This is a genomic window from Pseudonocardia sp. MH-G8 (assembly GCF_002262885.1).
GTDB lineage: Bacteria > Actinomycetota > Actinomycetes > Mycobacteriales > Pseudonocardiaceae > Pseudonocardia.
Genome location: NZ_NKYF01000020.1, coordinates 104116 through 121644, shown reverse-complemented (window position 1 = coordinate 121644; position 17529 = coordinate 104116). Strand labels below are relative to the sequence as shown.

The window sequence follows — 17529 nt, the reverse complement described above, 5'->3', positions numbered from 1 at the left end:
GGGTCAGGCCGGTCGCCCGGATGCGCGTGGCAGTGCCGGGAGGCCGAGGTTGTCGCGCAGGGTCGTGCCCGTGTACTCGGCGCGCAGCGAGCCGCGCTCCTGCAGGAGCGGGACGACCCGGTCGACGAACTCGTCGAGGCCCCACGGCACCAGGTGTGAGCCGATGATCAGCCCATCGGAGCCGTCGTTCTGGACGAAGTCGTCAATTTGCTGTGCCACCTGCGTGGGCGTGCCGACGAACGGGCCGCGCTCGAACTGGTCGATCACGAGCTCGCGCAGGCTGAGCTTCTTCGACTCGGCGATCTCGCGCCACCGGGTCACCGTGGCAACGCGGTCCTGGTGGACGAGAGCGCGGCCCTGGATGATCGGCGGGGCGTCGGGGTCGGGTTCGACGTCGGGGAGCGGACCGTCCGGGTCGTAGGCCGACAGGTCCCGGTTCCAGACCTGCTCCAGCAGGATCTGCGCGGTCTTCCCGGTGATCTGCTCGCGCCGCAGGTGCTCGTACCGCTCACGCGCCTCGGCCTCGGTGTCGCCGAGCACGAAGCTCGCCGACGGCAGGATCTTCACCGCTTCCGGGGCGCGCCCGAACCGCGCGGCCCGGGCCTTGACGTCGCGATAGAACTCGGCGGCCTCGGGCATCCTCCCGTACGGCGAGAAGATCGCGTCGGAGTGCGTCGCGGCGAAGTCGCGGCCTTCGGGGGAGACACCCGCCTGCAGGATGACCGGGCGGCCCTGGGGGCTGCGGGGCACGGTGAACCGGCCGCGGATGTCGAACTGGCTGCCGCTGATCGCGAACGCGCCGGCGTCGCGGCGGCCCAGGAACCGGCCGGCGGTCGCGTCGGCGACGAGGTCGGCGTCGTCCCACGAGGCCCACAGGGTGCGCAAGGCCTCGATCATCTCCGCGGCGCGCTCGTAGCGCTGCGCGCGGTCGAGGAATCCGCCCCGGCGGAAGTTCTGCCCGGTGAACGCGTCGAACGAGGTGACGACGTTCCAGGCGGCGCGGCCGCCGGAGAGGTGGTCGAGGGTCGCGAGCTGGCGGGCCAGCTCGTAGGGCTCGTTGAAGGTGGCGTTGATCGTGCCGGCGAGCCCGAGGTGGGTGGTGACGGCCGCGAGCGAGGTGAGTACCGGCAGGGTGTCGGGTCGCCCGACGATGTCCTGGTCGAAGATCTGCCCGGCACGTTCGCGCAGAGCGAGTCCCTCGGCGAGGAAGAAGAAGTCGAACTTGCCCCGCTCGGCGGTGCGCGCGGTGTGCGCGAAGGTGGAGAAGTCGATCTGGCTGCCGGCGTCCGGGCGCCACCAGGCCGTGTGGTGGTTCACCCCGCCGAGGTAGGCGCCGAGGATGATCTGCTTGCGGGGACTCATGCGGTCGCCTCTCCGACGCCGGCGGCGTAGCGGTTGGGGACGGTGATCGGCAGGCCCAGCAGCCCGCGCAGGGAGGAGTCCTCCGGGTAGGCCGTGCGGAACAGGCCGCGTCGTCGCAGCTCGGGCACGAGGTCCTCGACGATCCGGTCGAGGTCGTCGGGGAGCGTGGCGGGTCGTAGGCGTGCGCCGCGGTAGCCCAGTCCGTGCCAGGACGCCAGGAGGTCGGCCAGCTCCGGGGCGGAGCCGGCGAACACGGTGGTGTCCGACGTGTAGGGCTCGCCCGCGGCGTCGTCGAGGCGGCGCAGCCGGGCCGCGCCCGGTTCACCAGGGCCGTCGAGCGCGACCACGACGTCGGCGTAGACGTGCAGCGGCTCGCCGGTGCGGCCGGCGCCGGTGGCGGCGCGCGCCACGTCGGCGAGCACGGCTTCCGCACCGTGTGCCGGTGTCGGGGTGACGAAGACCAGGTCGGCGCCCCGCGCCGCCAGGTCGTAGGGTTCGCGGCGGTGCGCCAGCAGCCCGACCACCGGCTGACCCTGCGGGGGGCGCGGGGTGATCGACGGCCCGCGCACGGAGAAGAACCGGCCCGCGAAGTCGATGTGGTGCACCTTCGCCCGGTCGACGAACCGGCGGGTGGCGACGTCGCGGATCTCGGCGTCGTCCTCCCAGGAGTCCCAGAGCCGGCGCACGACCTCGATCACGTCGCCTGCCTCGGCGAACAGGTCGGACAGCGCGGGCGGCATTCCGTCGCCGAGGTCGGAGGGGTCGTACTGCGGCAGGTCACGGCGACCGAAATGGGCCGCTTCGGCCGGCCGGGCGGACACCCGCACCTGCCAGCCGGCGCGGCCGAGCGAGGTGTGGTCGAGCGTGGCGAGCGCCTTCGCGACGTGGAACGGCTCGGTGTGGGTGGTCGTGACGGTGGGGACGAGGCCGATGCGAGTGGTCAGCGGCGCGACGAAGGAGGTGACGAGCAGCGCGTCGAGCCGCCCGCGCACCTCGTCGACGCGCTCGTCGGGAGCCCACGACCGATGCGTCTGCAGGGCGAGCGAGTCGTCGATCGTGACGAGGTCGAGCAGCCCGCGCTCGGCCGTGGCGACCAGATCGGCCCAGTAGCGCGGGGAGAACAGCTCGCGGGGCCGTGCGGTGGGTTCCCGCCACGCAGCGGGGTGCCATCCCGCCCCGTCGAGTGCGACCGCGAGGTGCAGTTCCGAGAACATGGAGTGCCTTTCCGTCGAAGCTCGAGCAGGATTGCAGCATTCAATCCTGACGGCGTGCGCTGGGCATCTGCGCAAGTTTGACGAAACGTCGACCAGTTGTCGTGGCATCGACTACCGGGGCAACGGTATGCAGGTCGCGGCGTCCTCACAAGGCGGCGTGGTCTGCGTCACGGCAGGGTGTCGATGCCGTTCTGGCGGCCATTTCCGTGGAATATGTCCGGTCAATTCGGTGGGGTTGCGGATTGGTCGCACAGCATCTTATCGTTGCATTCTCACGCCAGGAGTGATGGGAGAACTCGTGCGCACCAGGACGCCGGCCAGGCCACGAACGGCCGGGACGCGGCGCAGGCACGTCGACCTGTGCCGCACGCAGACCGCGCTCTGTCGCAGCGCCGCGTAAGAGCCGTCCGCCTGCGAGGTGGCCGGTCCGTCCTGCCCCCCCTGCGCTGCTGCGAGCGGCGTTCCTGGAGGTTCTGCGATGAGTGCCCCGGCGCTCGATGTCCGGCTGGTCGCCTACACCGCCCCCCTCGTGCAGCCGCTGCTGGTCGAGCTCGACCGCGAGTACACGGCGCGTTACGGCCACACGCTGGGCGACCTGCGGGCGGAGGCCCGGCGGGGCGCGGCGGAGTTCGGCCCTCCCGATGGCGGGCTGCTGCTCCTGCTGCTCGCCGGTGTGCCGGTGGCCGGTGGCGCGTTCCGGCGGTTCGACGAGCGGACGGCCGAGCTGAAGCGCATCTGGACCGGTTCGGCCCACCGCCGCCAGGGCCTGGCCCGGCGGGTGCTGGCCGAGCTGGAGCGCGAGATCTCCGTGCGCGGCTACCGGCGCATCTACCTCACGACGGGGCCGCGCCAGCCGGAGGCGAAGGGTCTCTATCTCGCCAGTGGTTACACGCCGCTCTACGACCCGCGGCTCCCGGCCGAGCAGATCGGGCCCCACCCCTTCGAGAAGGAGATCAGGCAGTGACCACGTCCGACACCACCGCACCCTCCCCGGTGTCGGTCCCTTCGGGTCCGGGCGAGGAGCTGACCGTGGTGCCCGCCCGGCGCCCGTGGCGCTGGGTGGCCTCCGTCGTCGTCGCCGTGCTGGTCGCGATGGCGGTGAACGCGCTGGTGACCAACCCGGCGTGGGACTGGCCGACCGTGGGGGAGTACCTCTTCGCCCCGTCGATCCTGCGGTCGGTGGCCCTGACGCTGCAACTCACGGCCCTCGGCATCGTGGTCGGGTTCGTGCTCGGCACGCTGCTCGCGCTGATGCGGCTGTCGGACAACCCGCTCCTGCGCGCGGTGAGCTGGGCCTACATCTGGATCTTCCGCTCGGTCCCGCTGATCCTGCAACTGCTGTTCTGGTACAACCTGGCGCTGCTCTACCGGTCGATCGGGATCGGTGTCCCGTTCGGCCCGACGTTCGTCGAGTTCGAGACGATGGACCTGATCGGTCCGGTGACGGCAGCGGTGCTCGGCCTCGCGCTGCACCAGGCCGCCTATGCGGCGGAGGTGGTGCGCGCCGGGTTCCTGTCGGTGGACCAGGGCCAGCTGGAGGCGGCGGCCGCGCTGGGGATCCCGAAGCTGCGCCAGCTGCGGCGGATCCTGATCCCACAGGCGATGCGCACGATCGTGCCGACGGCGGGCAACGAACTGATCGGCCTGGTCAAGGGCACATCGGTGGTCTACATCATGGCGCTGTCGGAATTGTTCTACCAGGTACAGGTGATCTACACGCGCAACGGGCGCGTGATCCCGCTGCTCCTGGTCGCCGCGATCTGGTACCTGGCGCTGACCACCGTCATGTCCATCGCGCAGTTCTACGTCGAGCGCTTCTACGCCCGGGGTGCCCTGCGGACCCTGCCCCCGACCCCGGTCCAGCGCCTTCGCAGGTCGTTGCGCGCGCTGACGGGGTGGGCGTCGTGAGCGCGGCGATGGTGGAGCTGCGCGGCGTGCACAAGAGCTTCGGCGCCCTCGAGGTGCTGCGCGGGGTGGACCTCACCGTGCGTGCGGGCGAGGTGACCGTGCTGCTCGGTCCCTCCGGATCGGGCAAGTCCACGCTCCTGCGTGCGATCAACCACCTCGAGAAGGTGGACAAGGGATTCGTCCTGGTCGGTGGTGAACTGATGGGCTACCGCCGTGCGGGCTCCCGGCTGCACGAGCTGCCGGAGCGCCACATCCTGCGCCAGCGCACCCGGATCGGGTTCGTGTTCCAGGGCTTTCACCTCTTCGGCCACCTCACCGTGCTCGAGAACGTGGTCGAGGCCCCGGTGTCGGCGCAGGGCCGGGACCGGGCCGAGGCCACCGCTCACGCCGAGGAGCTGCTCGCCCGCGTCGGGCTCTCGGAGAAGGCGGGGGAGTACCCGCGACGCCTGTCGGGCGGGCAGCAGCAGCGCGTGGCGATCGCGCGGGCTCTCGCGCTGCGACCGCAGCTCGTGCTGTTCGACGAGCCGACGTCGGCCCTGGACCCCGAGCTGGTCGGCGAGGTGCTCGACGTGATGCGCGGCCTCGCCCGCACCGGCACGACCATGGTCGTGGTCACCCACGAGATCGGCTTCGCCCGCGAGGCCGCCGACACCGTGGTCTTCCTCGACGCCGGCCGCATCGTCGAGCAGGGCCCGCCCGCGCAGGTGCTCGATGCGCCGCGCGAGGAGCGCACCCGCGCCTTCCTGGGCGCCGTCCGCCAGTGAACCCACCCACCCTGCATCGGAGGCACACCGTGTCGACCTTCGTGAACCGACTGCGGCCGCTGGCGGCGCTGCTGCTGCTGGCCGCCGTCGCCTGCTCCGGGCCCGATCCGGACCAGATCGCCCGCCCCGCGGCGCCGCCCGGTGCGACCGTGAACACCAGCGCCGAGCAGGACCGCGTGCGCGCAGAGCGGGTGGACGCGATCGCGGCCACGGTGCCTGCGGAGATCCGGGAACGCGGCACGCTCGTCGTCGGCACCACCGGCCAGGGCAACCCGCCGCTGTCCTTCCGCGCCGACGACGACACCACCGTGATCGGCGTCGAACCCGACATCGCCCAGCTCGTGGCCGACGTGCTCGGTCTCGAGCTGCGGCTGGAGCCCACCTCGTGGGAGAACCTGTTCCTCGCGGTCGAGTCCGGGCAGTACGACGCCGGGCTCTCGAACGTCACCGTCACCGAGGAGCGCAAGGACAAGTACGACTTCGCCACCTACCGGGTGGACACCGTCTCGTTCGAGGTGCCGGTGGACTCGCCCGTGCAGCAGATCACCGGCCCCGCCGACGTCGCCGGGTTGCGGGTCTCGGTGGGCTCGGGGACCAACCAGGAGCAGATCCTGCTGCGCTGGGACGAGCAGAACCGCGCTGCCGGGCTCGCGCCGGTCGAGTTCCTGTACTACCAGAACGCCGGCGACTACTACCTGGCGCTGGACTCCGGGCGGATCGACGCCTACTTCGGGCCCCACCCGTCGCTCGCCTATCACGTGGCCGTCAGCGGCACGACCAGGATCGCGGGCTCGGTCTCCGGTGGTGGAGACGTGACCGCCGAGATCGCCGCCATGACCCGCAAGGACAACGGGCTCGTCGGTGCGCTCCACGCCGCGCTGGACGCCGTGATCGAGTCCGGGCGGTACGGAGAGGTGCTCGGCCGGTGGAACCTCACCGAGGAAGCGGTCGCCGACTCGCAGGTCAACCCGCCCGGCTTGCCCCGGACGCCGCCGGCATGACGTCTCACTCCCCGCTGGGCGCGGTCTCGGGCTCCGGGTCGTCGGCCGGCTCGGGACGCAGCGGCTCCAGGGCGGTGGTCTCGCCGAACCAGAGCAGCGCGTCGTAGCGGTCGCCCAGCGTGGAGGGCACGTAGTTTCCCCGGCGCTCCCGTTCGGGGTGGTAGACGACGCCGATCGCCCGGTGGCCGAGCGAGGTGCGCAGCCAGCGCGGGTGGTCGGCGGCGGGCGGGAAGACCACCAGCGCGGGCTCGTCGCCCAGGGCGGCAGGATCCGCAGCACGACCCGCCGCCGCGTCGCGCGAACACCTGGGAACCGCTGCCCCGTGACCTCGGCGCCCACGGCGAGTTCGACGACGAGGCGCACGAGCGCAGCCCGCAGGCCTGGCTGACCCGCCACCGCGGCGCCTTCCTGACCGGCGGGCTCGCGATCGCCGGGACCGCGGCGTTGCCGACGCGCCGGGGACGCCCTTGATCACATCGACACCGGGGCTGTGAGACGTCCGACTCCCGCCCGCCCGGCGGCGGGCTACCGTGATCGGCATGGTCCTGCACACCGTGCGGCTGCCGGCTCGTCGCTGGTGTGTGGTGGCCGCGCTGGCGGTCAGCGCGACCGCGGGGTACGGGGTTCTCACCTACGCCTTCGCCGTCCTGCTGGTGCCGATGCAGGAGGCGCTGGGTGCCGACCGGACCGTCATCACCGGCGCGCAGACCGTGGCGCTGCTGGCAGCGGCGCTGGCCGCCGTCCCGGCAGGACGGTGGCTCGACCGGTGGGGCGGGCGCCGGCTCATGGTCGGGTGCTCGGTCCTCGCCACGCTGATGGTGCTCGCCTGGTCGCGGGTGGACAGCGTTCCCGTGGCGTCCTCGGTGCGGCCGGGCTGCTCGCGCTCGGCCGTGCGGGACCGGCCGTGGGCGCGGAGGATGCCCGGTAGGTCGGAGCGCCGTCCGGGAGCCGAGGAGGTGGCATGGCCACGCTGCTGCAACAGGCGTTCCGGCGCAAGCCGGTGGCGGACATGGCCGCGGAGACCGGTGCCGACGGCCACGGCGGGGGCCAGCTCGCCCGCTCCATCGGGCTCTTCCCACTGACGATGATCGGTGTCGGCGCCACGATCGGGACGGGCATCTTCTTCGTCCTGACCGAGGCCGTGCCGGTCGCGGGGCCTGCGGTCGTCTGGTCGTTCGTGATCGCCGGCGTCGTCGCAGGGCTCACCGCGGTCTGCTACGCGGAGCTCGCGAGCGCCGTCCCGGTGTCGGGGTCGTCGTACTCCTACGCCTACGCGACGCTCGGCGAGGTGGTCGCGATGGCCGTCGCGGCGTGCCTGTTGCTCGAGTACGGCGTGTCCTCCGCCGCGGTCGCGGTCGGCTGGTCGCAGTACCTCAACCAGCTGCTGGGCAACCTGTTCGGGTTCCAGATCCCCGACGCGCTGTCCCAGTCGCCCGAGGGCGGCGGGGTGCTGAACCTGCCCGCCGTGGTGCTGGTGGCGGTGTGCGCGGTGCTGCTGGTGCGCGGTGCGAGCGAGTCGGCCACCGTCAACGCGGTCATGGTCGTCATCAAGATCGCCGTGCTGGTGATGTTCGTCGTCATCGGCATCACGGGCTGGAACAGCGACAACTTCGCCGACTTCGCGCCGTTCGGGGTCACGGGCATCACCGGTGCGGCCGGCATCATCTTCTTCGCCTTCATCGGCCTCGACGCCGTGTCGACCGCGGGGGAGGAGGTCAAGAACCCCCGCCGGACGATGCCGCTGGCGATCCTCTCGGCGCTGGTCGTCGTCACGCTGGTCTACGTGGCGGTGGCACTGGTGGCGGTCGCCGCCCAGCCGCAGGCCGACTTCGAGGGCCAGGAGGCCGGGCTCGCGGCCATCCTGCAGAACGTGGTCGGCGCCGACTGGCCGGGCACCGTGCTCGCGGCGGGCGCCATCATCTCGATCTTCAGCGTGACGCTGGTGACGATCTACGGCCAGACCCGCATCCTGTTCGCGATCGGCCGTGACGGGTTGCTGCCGCGGTTCTTCCAGCAGGTGAACGCGCGCACCAGCACGCCGGTGAACAACACGGTCGTCGTCGCCGTGGCCGTGGCCCTGCTGGCCGGGCTCCTGCCGATCAACTTCCTCGCCGAGATGACGAGCATCGGCACCCTCGTCGCGTTCCTCGTCGTCTCCATCGGGGTGATGGTCCTGCGGCGCACGGCGCCCGACCTCCCGCGCGGCTTCCGCGTGCCCGGCTACCCGGTCACACCGGTCCTGTCGATCCTGGGCTGCCTGTGGATCATCATCGACCTGCGGCCGATCACGATCGTGGTGTTCGCGATCTGGGTGGCCGTCGTGCTCGTCTGGTACTTCACCTACGGGATCCGGCACTCGCGGCTGCGTCGCCGGGCCCCGGACGCGAGGGAGGACCTCCGATGACGCTCCTGGTGGGGCTGCCGCGCGACGAACGGGCGGCGGCAGTGGTGGATCTCGGGGTGACGATCGCCCGCTCGCTCGACGAGGACCTGCTCGTGTGCACCGTGGTGCCGCCGCCGTGGCCGCCGGGGGTGGGCCGGGTCGACCCGGAGTTCCAGGCCCACCTCGACCGCGAGGCGGAGGAGGCCGTGGACCGGGCACGGGCGCTGGTGCCCGCCGACCGCGAGGCGGAGTTCGTCGTCGCCAGGGCGCGATCGACGTCGGCGGGGCTGCTCGACGTCGCGCAGGAGCACGACGCCCGCCTGCTGGTGCTCGGCTCGTCCACGGCGGGGGTGCTCGGCCGGATCGCGTTCGGCAGCGTCGCGGAGCGGCTGCTGCACAGCTCGCCGCTGCCGGTGGTGCTCGGTCCCCGGGGGTTCCGCTGCCGGCCCGGCGCCCGGGTGCGCCGGGTGACGACCGCCTTCGGTGCCACCGAGGGCGCCGACGAGCTGGTCCTCGCAGTGGCCGGGGTGGCCGCGCGGGCGGCCGCCGACCTGCGCATCGCCTCCTTCGCCGTGCGGCCGCGCACGCCCCTCACCGCCGGGATCGGTTCGCGGGCCGAGGACGCCGTCGCGCAGGAGTGGGCCGCCGACGCCGTGCGTGCCCAGCGCGCCGTGCTCGCGCAGGTCGAGCGGCTGCCGCGCCGCCCGTCCACGATCGAGGCGGCGGTGGGGCACGGCCCGGACTGGTCGGCCGCGCTCGAGGGCATCGGCTGGAACGACGGCGACCTGCTCGCCGTCGGCTCCAGCACGGCCGGCCCTCTGGAGCGGGTGTTCCTCGGCTCGCGCTCGTCGCGGATCGTCCGGCACTCGCCGGTGCCGGTGGTGGTGGTGCCGCGCGCCGCAGCGCAGGCCCTGGCCGAACGGGCGGAGCGGGGGTAGCGCGCCACTCGGCACACCGGACGCCGGCTGTGCGAAGTGACGCCGGATCACGCTGCGGACTTGGCGTGCACCGTGCCGGGGGTTATGCCTCGTCCCTCCAGGTGGCGGCTCGTCGCCCAGCCCAGGGCTGTGGCTGTCAGGGCGAACGCCACGAGCAGCCAGAGCAGCAGGTTCGGCGAGGATGCCAGCATGCTCGGCGTGACCAGCGCGAACAGGGCGAAGACGAACCGGCCGACGGCATAGGTGAAGCCCTGGGCGGTGGCACGGGCCTCGACCGGCAGGCTCTCCTGCGTCCAGACCTTGTAGTTGGCTTCGCCCGCCACGTTGGAGCCGATGTTGTAGATCACCAGCGCGAGGACGTAGACCAGGAGGACGCCGTTGCCGAGGCCGGCGACCGCCATGGCGCCGGCCTGCACCAGCCCGCCCACGACGAACACCGGATTGCGCCACTTCGTGTCGACGATGCGCACGAACAGCAGTGTGAACAGCAGCCCGACGGGAATGAGCGCAACGTTCAGGCCGGTGGCCAGGGTCTGCCCGGCTCCGCCGACGGTGATGAGGAAGTAGGTGCCGAACTGGCCGAACGTGTTGGCCATCATGCCCCAGAAGATGTAGTACACGCCGGTGAGCGCGATGGGCACGAGCATCGCGCGCGACGTCATGATCGTCCGCAGCGGCAGGGCGGGTCGCGCGGTCTCGTCGCCGCCGCGGCGGGTGACGACCTCGGCCTCCAGGGAGCGCAGCGCCGGGTGGAACCGGCGCACGGCCCAGGTGGCCAGTGCCACCACCACGAGCTGCGCGAAGATGATCCGGATGCCGGTGATCCCCAGGCCGGAGAACGCGAAGCCCAGCAGCTGGGTGGCGGCGATGCCGAGGAACCACATCACCTGCGTCGTGCTGACGAGCCGGCCCTGGGCGCCCTGCGGGGAGCGCTCGGACACCACCGCCACCGACGTCGGGAGGTCGGCACCGGCGGCGAGGCCTGCGATGACGATGCCGACGAACAGCATGGTCTCGTCGACCGCGGCGGCCATCACCGCCATGCCCGCCGCGTAGAGCAGGATGTAGAAGGTGAAGGCGCGCATGCGCCCCACCAGGTCGGCGACCCGCCCCCCGACGAACGCGCCCGCGGCGATGCTGAGCGTGAGGGCGGCGCTGAGGGCGCCGACACCCCAGGTGCTCATGCCGAAGTGCTCCTGCAGGACCGCGAGCCCCACCCCGAGCCCGACGATGATCGCCGAGTCCAGGTAGGACGCCATGCCCGCGGAGATCGCCAGGGTCCAGTGCCGGCGGTCGGGCCGGTCTCCGGAGAACAGCGGTGCGACGCCGGGATCGGTGGTCATCGTTGAACCATCCTTTGCGGGTGCTGGTACGAGCGGCCGTCAGTCGACGTGCACGGTGACCGGACCGAAGAGCCCGGATGCGAGTTGCGCGGGGAAGACCCACGTGGTGGGGGTGGACTCGTGCAGGAACGGGCCGAGGGTGCCTGCGACGGTGATGTCGAGATCGACGGGCCCGTCGGCGGGCGGCAGCGCCCAGCGGAACGGGGCGCAGAACGCCTCGGCCACCAGCTCGCCGTCCACCCGCACGTCGACGCTGCCGCGCAGGTCGCCGAGATCGAGCGTCCAGGGCCGCCCCGCGGGCAGCTCGACGGTGCGCCGGTAGCGCACCGCGCCGCTCCAGGAGCCGAGCCCGATCGCGCGCCAGTCGCCGAGCGCGATCGGGGCGGGCGCGTGGCGGACGAGCGCGGGGCCCGCCCACGCCGCCCCGCCGCGCCGGACCGCGGTGGCCTCGGTGACCACGTCCAGCGTGGCGGGCGCCGGGAGCGGGGCATCGAGCGTGATCACACCCTTCTCCACGGGCACCGGCACGCCGTCGATCGCGCAGCCGGCATCGACCAGCAGCGGCACCGTGACCTCGCAGGTCCCGGCGGGCAGCGCGACGCGGAACTCCTGGCGGGCGGGCGAGGCCGAGTCGGTGACGTGCAGATCCAGGACGGGCTCGCCGACCTGCGGCCTGCCGTTCAACCAGTCCGCGCCGGGCAGCGGGTGCGGTCGGCTGACGGCGTACGCGGACTCCAGCGGTGACCACTGCCCGGCCCGGGTGCGGACGCAGCCGCGGCGCCCGGCGGTGGCCGAGGTCCAGCCGCTGCCGCCGCTCACCAGCGTGCGCGTTCCGGCCGAGCCGGTGACGGCGAGGTCGACGTAGACGACGTCGTCCGGGTCGGTGGTGGCCAGCGCGACGGTGAGGGTCTGCCCGCCGCGCACCCGGCCGGTGAGGTCGTGGGCGAAGAACGCCGGGTCGGCGCCCCGCTGCGACTCGTAGTACTCGACCTTCTCCTGCCGGGCCAGCGCCGTGCCGTCGACGAGCACGGTGGCGGCCGTCGCGGCCCCGACCACGAGCTGCGCGCAGGACACCGCGCCCGCGTCCGGGACCGTCGCCGTGAAGGTGATCGTGCCGTCGCCCGCGCCGGACAGGTCCGAGGCCATGTACTCCGGCCTCGGCGTGTAGCCGCCGGGCGGGGTCAGGGTGAGCGCGGACCCGAGCGGGGCGTCGCCGCCCATCAGGTCGACCGTGGCGGAGGCGCCCAGCCGGTACTCGACGACGTTGACCTCCCGGTCGACGTCCACGCCGGACACCGTCACGTAGGTCTCCCCGGCCGGGGCGAGCAGGCGCGCGCCGTTCCACCACACCTGTGCCGGCGCGCTGGTGGTGAGGACGAGGTCGGCGGGCCCGCGGTGGTCGGTCACGACGAGCGCGCGCACGACCACCTGCCGGCCCGCGCCGGGGTCGGGCGTGAGCACGTGCTCGACCGGGACGCGGCCCTTGGTGCCCAGCGCCCCGGCGTGGTCGCGCCGCACGCCGCGGCTCGCCGAGTACTCGTGCCGGGTCCAGCCCGGCCCGGTCCCGAGCGCCGCGCCTGCGGCGACCTCGGCGCACTGCGCGGGGTCGAGCGGCGCCGGGAGGTCGGCCGGGGCCGCGGGCCGGTGCACGAGGACGCGCTGCCCGAACGTCGCGGTGGTCTCCTGCCACGCGCCGGTGTGCTGCTCGCGGGTGGACATGGCCCAGACCTGCAGGTCCGACAGGTCCGCACCGACCGGGCGGGCGAGGTCACCCCAGGTGTTGTCCAGGGTGGGCACGAGCTCGCCGGTCCAGCCGTCGCTGATGTCGAGCACCTCACCGGCCGCCGGTGGCGTCGGTCCGGCCTGCGCACCGGCGGGGCCGTCCTGCCAGGTGAGCAGGACCATCGGCGCCCCGCCGGTCTCGACCGTGATCGTCGAGGTGCCGTCCGCGGCCACCGCGACGGGGGCGGCGCGCCGCTCCCCGGTGGCGGGGTTCCACACCTGCGCGCCGGCCACCTCGGCGCGCACGGTGACGGCGTGCTCGCGGGCGTAGCGGGAGCGGTCGAAGTCGTCGTCGGTCCAGCGGCCCTGCGCGCCCGCGCGCCGCGGGTACGCGCTCGCGCTCGGGTAGGCGCCGCCGACCAGCGCGATCGACGTGCCGCCGTCGCGCCGCACCAGCAGCGGGGTGCCGGACCGCGCGTACTGCGCGTCGGCGGGCAGGGCCGCGACGGCGGCGGGCACGTCGTCCACGACCGTGCAGCGGGGGTGATGCAGCACCGCGGCGGCGGCAGCGTCGTTCCCGCCGCGGCCGGTGGCCCACCGCGGGCCCTCCCCGACGACGACCACGCGCCCGCCCGCGTCCATCAGCCGCACGAGCGCCCGGGCGCTGTCCTCCTCCAGGAACGGGGCCGACGGGAGCACGACCGTGGAGTAGGCCTGCTCCCGGATCCGCAGCAGGCCGTCGGTGGCGTCGCCGCCTTGCAGGGAGGCGTCGTCGAGCACGTCGAAGGCGATCCCGGCCGCGTCCAGGGCGCTGGGCTCGAAGTGGAACCAGTCGTTCTTGCCGCACAGCTCCCGATAGACCTGTTGCGTGCGCTCGACGTCGGTGAACCCGCCGGTCAGCGGCGTGGTGGGGAAGTGGTCGATCGCGACGTCGAGCGGGATCGCGGCCTGCATCGTCGCGGTCGGGTGCAGTACCGCGACGTCCGCCTCGAAGCGGCCCCACGACATGAGCGCCGCCACCCGCGCGACGGCGCGCGCGAACGCCGGGTAGTGCCGCCAGTAGGGCTGGCGCCAGTCGGTGGACGGCGGTGCCCACTCGAACCAGCCGCCCACGGTGGAGTAGTAGCTCGCGTGCGGGTTGTAGAGGGTGGCGCCGCTGCGCAGGAACGGCAGCAGCCAGTCCCAGGTGTCCTCGAGCGTGCCGCCCCAGCCCGAGGAGTGGAATGCCTCGATCCAGACCCGGTCGTGGCCGTAGAGGTGGGCCATCGAGCTGTGGACCTTGGCGTCGCCCTCGTGGTCGGAGCCGACGGCGGAGAACCAGCGGTGCGTGCGGAAGTAGTCGGTGTAGATCTGCGTGGACTGGGCGGGCAGCCCGGCGCGCGCGGGGTTGGACTGGTCGGCGCCGAGGAGCAGGCCGTGCCCGGCGTGCCACCGGGCCAAGGGCCGGAAGAGGGCCTCCTCGGTGAGCGCGGCCCGCACGGCGTAGTAGTCGGAGCGGACCTTCGCAGCCGCGAGGTCAGCCTCGTCGGATCGGGGGCGTCCGAACAGTGCGGGCAGGTGGTCGAGCAGGTCGTAGCCGGTGCGGGCGGCGAACTCCGCGGCGAACCGCGGCGTCCAGGCGTTGGTGGCGGGAAGCTCGTCCTGGAAGCTCCCGACGACGACGTCGCCCAGGTACTCCGGCACCCGGCGGGCGAACTCGCGGTGCACGGTGTCGAGGAGCAGGTCGACGGCGGCGGGGCTCAGGTAGTCGAACGCCGTCGGGTGCGCGGTGACGAGCAGCAGCTCGGTCGCCTCGGTGTCGGCGCCGACGTCGACGCGCCGACCGTCCGCGGTGTAGGCGGCGACGGGTTCGGCGTCCCCGGGCAGGACGACCCGGCCCGCGGTGGCCGGGGTCGTGGTGGCGCGCAGCGTGCGGCCGGTGGCCCACGGGTGCTCGTGGGTGATCCGGCCCTGGATGTTGGCGCCGGAGAACCCGATCTGGTCGTAGAACCACAGGCGCATGCCCAGCGACCGGGCCACCGCGCAGGCGTCGCGGAAGCGGTCCCACCAGGCGTCGGAGAACCACGGCGGGTCGTCGGCCACCGCGCCGAACAGCGGCCCCGCCGGGGCCAGGTTGATCACCACGAGGTCGTCGATCCCGCCCTCGTGGAAGCGGTGCATCTGCCACTCGAGGCGCTCGCGCGTGACGGGCTCGGCGCTCCACCACCACAGCGGCGTGGGCCCGAAACCGGGGGGCGGGGCGTCGAAGAGGGCGTCGAGCTCGGGGATCACGGGCGCACCTCGACCAGCTCGAGTCCTTTGAGCTCGGCGAACGCGCGCAGGTCGGCCACGCGGTGCCCGGTGCCGAGCGCCCAGTGGTGGTGCACGCCGGTGGCGCTCCAGGCATCCACCCAGTCGCCGGGGTGGCAGCCGAAGTCGACCCGCGAGGTGGTGTTTCCGATCTGCAGCAGCGGGCCCGGCACCGTCTCGCCCTCGGCGGCGACCAGCCGGTAGCGGCCGTCGCGGGTCTGCGCGACGCCCAGCAGCGTGACCGGGCCGTGCGCGACGTCGAACTCCACGGAGACGCCGTGGCCGCGCTTGCCGTGGTAGACGCCCAGGCCGCGCAGCAGCGGCCGGGCAGAACTGATCGCGAGGTGGGCCGGGCCGTCGTGGCCCATCTCGACGACGTCGTCGGTGAAGTCCAGGGCCTGCAGCTCCGTGAACGAGCCGCCTGCGCCGAGCCGGTCGAGGACCAGCATCGCCAGCGACGTGCGCAGCTCGTACTCGCCGACGGTCGGGACGCCGCGGGCGGTGAGCAGCGACGCGCCGAGGATGAGGCCCGCCGCGAGCCGCTCGTGCAGCTCGCCGCCGAGGCCGCGGTGGTAGTAGGCGAGGGAGTCGAGGTCGAAGTCGGCGACGAGCCGGTCGAGCCCGACCGAGACCTTCGCCGCCCAGGCGAGCTCGTCGGGTTCGACGGTGGCGTCCAGGTCGAACACCTCGCGGGCCAGCGCGGCACGCGCCGCCGCCTCGTCGTCGCCGACCTGGGCGACCCGGACCCGCAGGTCGTCGACCTCGAGCACCTCGACGTGGCCGCCGAACTGGCTGGTGACCATCGTGAGGTCGGTGGAGACGTCGAGCATGCCGGGGTAGAGGTGCCCCATCAGCCCGTGCCGGGTGGTGGTCAACGCCGCCGACAGCCCGGCCGCGGCGACCCAGCGCGCGATCTTCTCCCAGGCGCGCTCCTCCTCCATGTGGCCCGACACCGAGCGGAAGGCCACGCCCAGGCGCTCGAACAGGTTCGCGACCTCGGGCAGGGAGCAGGCGCCGCAGTAGGCGAGCCACTGCCCGGTGTCGAAGCTCGCGTGGTCCATCCGCTCGGTCGGCTGGAGGTTGAGCACCAGCACGGGGGCGCCGGCGCGCTGCGCGATCGGTGCGACCATCGACGAGGTCAGGTACGTCGGGACGTAGAGCACGACGATGTCGCAGCCGGCGACGCGCAGCTCCTCGGCGGCGCGGGCGGCGTCGGCGGCGTCGGAGACGAACCCGGCGTCGACGACGTCGGCGGGCATCGCCCCGATCCGCTCGGCGACGCGGGCGGCCCCGCGGCGCAGCTGGGGCAGCAGGTCGGGGAACTGCGGCCAGTAGGCGCCCAGGCCTCCTGCCACCAGTCCGACCGTCGGGCGGCGGGCGACCACCCGCTCGAGGGGTCCCGGCCGGTCGTCGGTCGCGGTCATCGTGGCGCTCCTCACGTCGTCGTGGGCGGGACCATAGCCCGCATTTAAACGTTCTAACAAGCCCGCGCGTCCGTCGCGGTCGGAGGGGCGCGGTTCGTACACTCGCGGCGTGAGGAAAGCGCCCGGGGTGCACGAGGACGGCGGGCCGGCAGGTCGACGCAGGTCGGGCGCTCCGGCGCGGCTCGCCGACGTCGCGCTCGCCGCGGGCGTGTCGACCGCCACCGTGTCCAACGTGCTGAACTGGCCCGGGAAGGTCGGGCCCGCGACCACCGAGCGCGTGCGGCAGGCCATGGCGGCGCTGGACTACGTACCGCACGAGGGTGCCGTGCGGCTGCGCCGGGGGAGCAGCCGGTCGATCGGGCTGGTGCTCCCGGACGTGGCGAACGCCTTCTACGCGCGCATGGCCCGGGGCGCCGCCGACGCCGCCTTCGACCACCACTACACGCTCATCCTCTGCGACAGCGCCGATGACGCCGAGCGTGAGGAGGGCTACCTCGCGATGCTCGCCGAGCAGCGCGCGGCCGGCGCCGTCGTCGCCCCGCTCGGGGCCGGCACGGCGCGGCTACTGCGGCTGCGCCGACGAGGGGTGCGCCTGGCCGTGGTCGACCGGGCGGAACCGACCACGCAGAGCTGCTCGGTGTCGGTGGACGACGTGCGGGGCGGGCGCCTGGCCGTGGAGCACCTGCTGGCGCTGGGGCACCGCAACATCGCCCTGGTCAACGGCGCGCTGTCGATCCGGCAGTGTGCCGACCGGTACGAGGGCGCGCTCCAGGCCGTCGCGTGCCGCCCCGACGCGCGGCTGCGGCAGGTGAACGTGGCCACGATGGATGCGGAGTCCGGGCGTTCGGCCGCCTCCGGGCTGACCGGCGCGGACGCGCCGACCGCCGTGTTCGGCACGAACGACCAGCTCGCGATCGGCGTCACGCAGGCGTTGCTCGGGGCCGGGCTTCGGGTACCGGACGACGTCGCGGTCGTGGGCTACGGCGACCTCGAGATCGCGCCGTACGGTCCCGTTCCCCTGACCACGGTGGCGCAGCCCGTCTACGAGCTCGGTCGCACAGCCGTCGAGCTCATGCTCGACGAGATCGACCAGGGCGACCGGCACGAGCACCGATCGCGGGTCTTCGCCCCGGAGCTGGTGGTCCGGCAGTCGGCACCCCGAGTTTCTTGAGCTGTTCCAG

General features: G+C 73.4%; 14 protein-coding genes. 8 read left to right on the top strand and 6 right to left on the bottom strand.

Going from position 1 to position 17529, the window contains the following annotated elements; all coding sequences use genetic code 11:
- Positions 1-3: 3 nt before the first annotated feature.
- A complete protein-coding gene (locus CFP66_RS32680) occupies positions 4-1362 on the bottom strand; it encodes an NtaA/DmoA family FMN-dependent monooxygenase (protein ID WP_094929073.1) in 1359 nt (452 codons plus the stop codon).
- On the bottom strand, positions 1359-2576 hold the full coding sequence (locus CFP66_RS32675) for an LLM class flavin-dependent oxidoreductase (RefSeq protein ID WP_094929072.1): 1218 nt from the start codon (positions 2574-2576) through the stop codon (positions 1359-1361). Before CFP66_RS32675 ends, CFP66_RS32680 begins: the two co-directional genes overlap by 4 nt.
- A 478-nt stretch (positions 2577-3054) precedes the next feature.
- Between CFP66_RS32675 and CFP66_RS48665 the strand changes: the two genes are divergently transcribed.
- The 4 genes from CFP66_RS48665 to CFP66_RS32660 are packed head-to-tail and all read left to right on the top strand — an operon-like array spanning position 3055 to position 6249.
- The gene (locus CFP66_RS48665; protein ID WP_198961809.1) at positions 3055-3540 is read left to right on the top strand and encodes a GNAT family N-acetyltransferase; all 486 of its coding nucleotides are present in this window, start codon (positions 3055-3057) and stop codon (positions 3538-3540) included.
- Complete coding sequence (locus tag CFP66_RS48660; protein ID WP_233159921.1) at positions 3537-4484, top strand: amino acid ABC transporter permease; 948 nt, start codon at positions 3537-3539, stop codon at positions 4482-4484. The genes CFP66_RS48665 and CFP66_RS48660 overlap by 4 nt, the downstream gene beginning before the upstream one ends.
- 8 nt (positions 4485-4492) lie before the next feature.
- Entirely contained in the window at positions 4493-5248 is a 756-nt protein-coding gene (locus CFP66_RS32665; protein WP_094929140.1) for an amino acid ABC transporter ATP-binding protein, read from the top strand.
- Positions 5249-5277: 29 nt separating this feature from the next.
- A complete protein-coding gene (locus CFP66_RS32660) occupies positions 5278-6249 on the top strand; it encodes an ABC transporter substrate-binding protein (protein ID WP_233159920.1) in 972 nt (323 codons plus the stop codon).
- Positions 6250-6253: 4 nt separating this feature from the next.
- Here the strand turns inward: CFP66_RS32660 and CFP66_RS49420 are convergent, their stop codons facing one another.
- The gene (locus CFP66_RS49420; RefSeq protein ID WP_233159919.1) at positions 6254-6487 is read right to left on the bottom strand and encodes an erythromycin esterase family protein; all 234 of its coding nucleotides are present in this window, start codon (positions 6485-6487) and stop codon (positions 6254-6256) included.
- Between the two features lie 301 nt (positions 6488-6788).
- Between CFP66_RS49420 and CFP66_RS49415 the strand changes: the two genes are divergently transcribed.
- The 3 genes from CFP66_RS49415 to CFP66_RS32645 are packed head-to-tail and all read left to right on the top strand — an operon-like array spanning position 6789 to position 9570.
- Positions 6789-7331: an MFS transporter gene (locus tag CFP66_RS49415; protein ID WP_143517438.1), complete on the top strand. Its 543-nt coding sequence runs from the start codon at positions 6789-6791 to the stop codon at positions 7329-7331.
- Positions 7259-8653, top strand: a complete 1395-nt coding sequence (locus tag CFP66_RS32650) for an APC family permease (RefSeq protein WP_233159926.1) — start codon at positions 7259-7261, stop codon at positions 8651-8653. Before CFP66_RS49415 ends, CFP66_RS32650 begins: the two co-directional genes overlap by 73 nt.
- Entirely contained in the window at positions 8650-9570 is a 921-nt protein-coding gene (locus CFP66_RS32645) for a universal stress protein (protein WP_094929069.1), read from the top strand. The genes CFP66_RS32650 and CFP66_RS32645 overlap by 4 nt, the downstream gene beginning before the upstream one ends.
- Positions 9571-9617: 47 nt before the next feature.
- Here the strand turns inward: CFP66_RS32645 and CFP66_RS32640 are convergent, their stop codons facing one another.
- Genes CFP66_RS32640 through CFP66_RS32630 form a run of 3 tightly spaced genes read right to left on the bottom strand, consistent with a single transcriptional unit; the run spans position 9618 to position 16348 of the window.
- Positions 9618-10913 (bottom strand): MFS transporter, encoded by a 1296-nt coding sequence (locus CFP66_RS32640; RefSeq protein ID WP_094929068.1) that lies wholly within the window; start codon positions 10911-10913, stop codon positions 9618-9620.
- 39 nt (positions 10914-10952) lie between these two features.
- Positions 10953-14906, bottom strand: a complete 3954-nt coding sequence (locus CFP66_RS32635; protein WP_094929067.1) for a glycosyl hydrolase — start codon at positions 14904-14906, stop codon at positions 10953-10955.
- The gene (locus CFP66_RS32630) at positions 14903-16348 is read right to left on the bottom strand and encodes an L-fucose/L-arabinose isomerase family protein (protein WP_094929066.1); all 1446 of its coding nucleotides are present in this window, start codon (positions 16346-16348) and stop codon (positions 14903-14905) included. Before CFP66_RS32630 ends, CFP66_RS32635 begins: the two co-directional genes overlap by 4 nt.
- 109 nt (positions 16349-16457) lie before the next feature.
- Here CFP66_RS32630 and CFP66_RS32625 point away from each other — a divergent pair, with 109 nt between their 5' ends.
- Positions 16458-17519 (top strand): LacI family DNA-binding transcriptional regulator, encoded by a 1062-nt coding sequence (locus tag CFP66_RS32625; RefSeq protein WP_198961807.1) that lies wholly within the window; start codon positions 16458-16460, stop codon positions 17517-17519.
- Positions 17520-17529 lie beyond the last annotated feature (10 nt).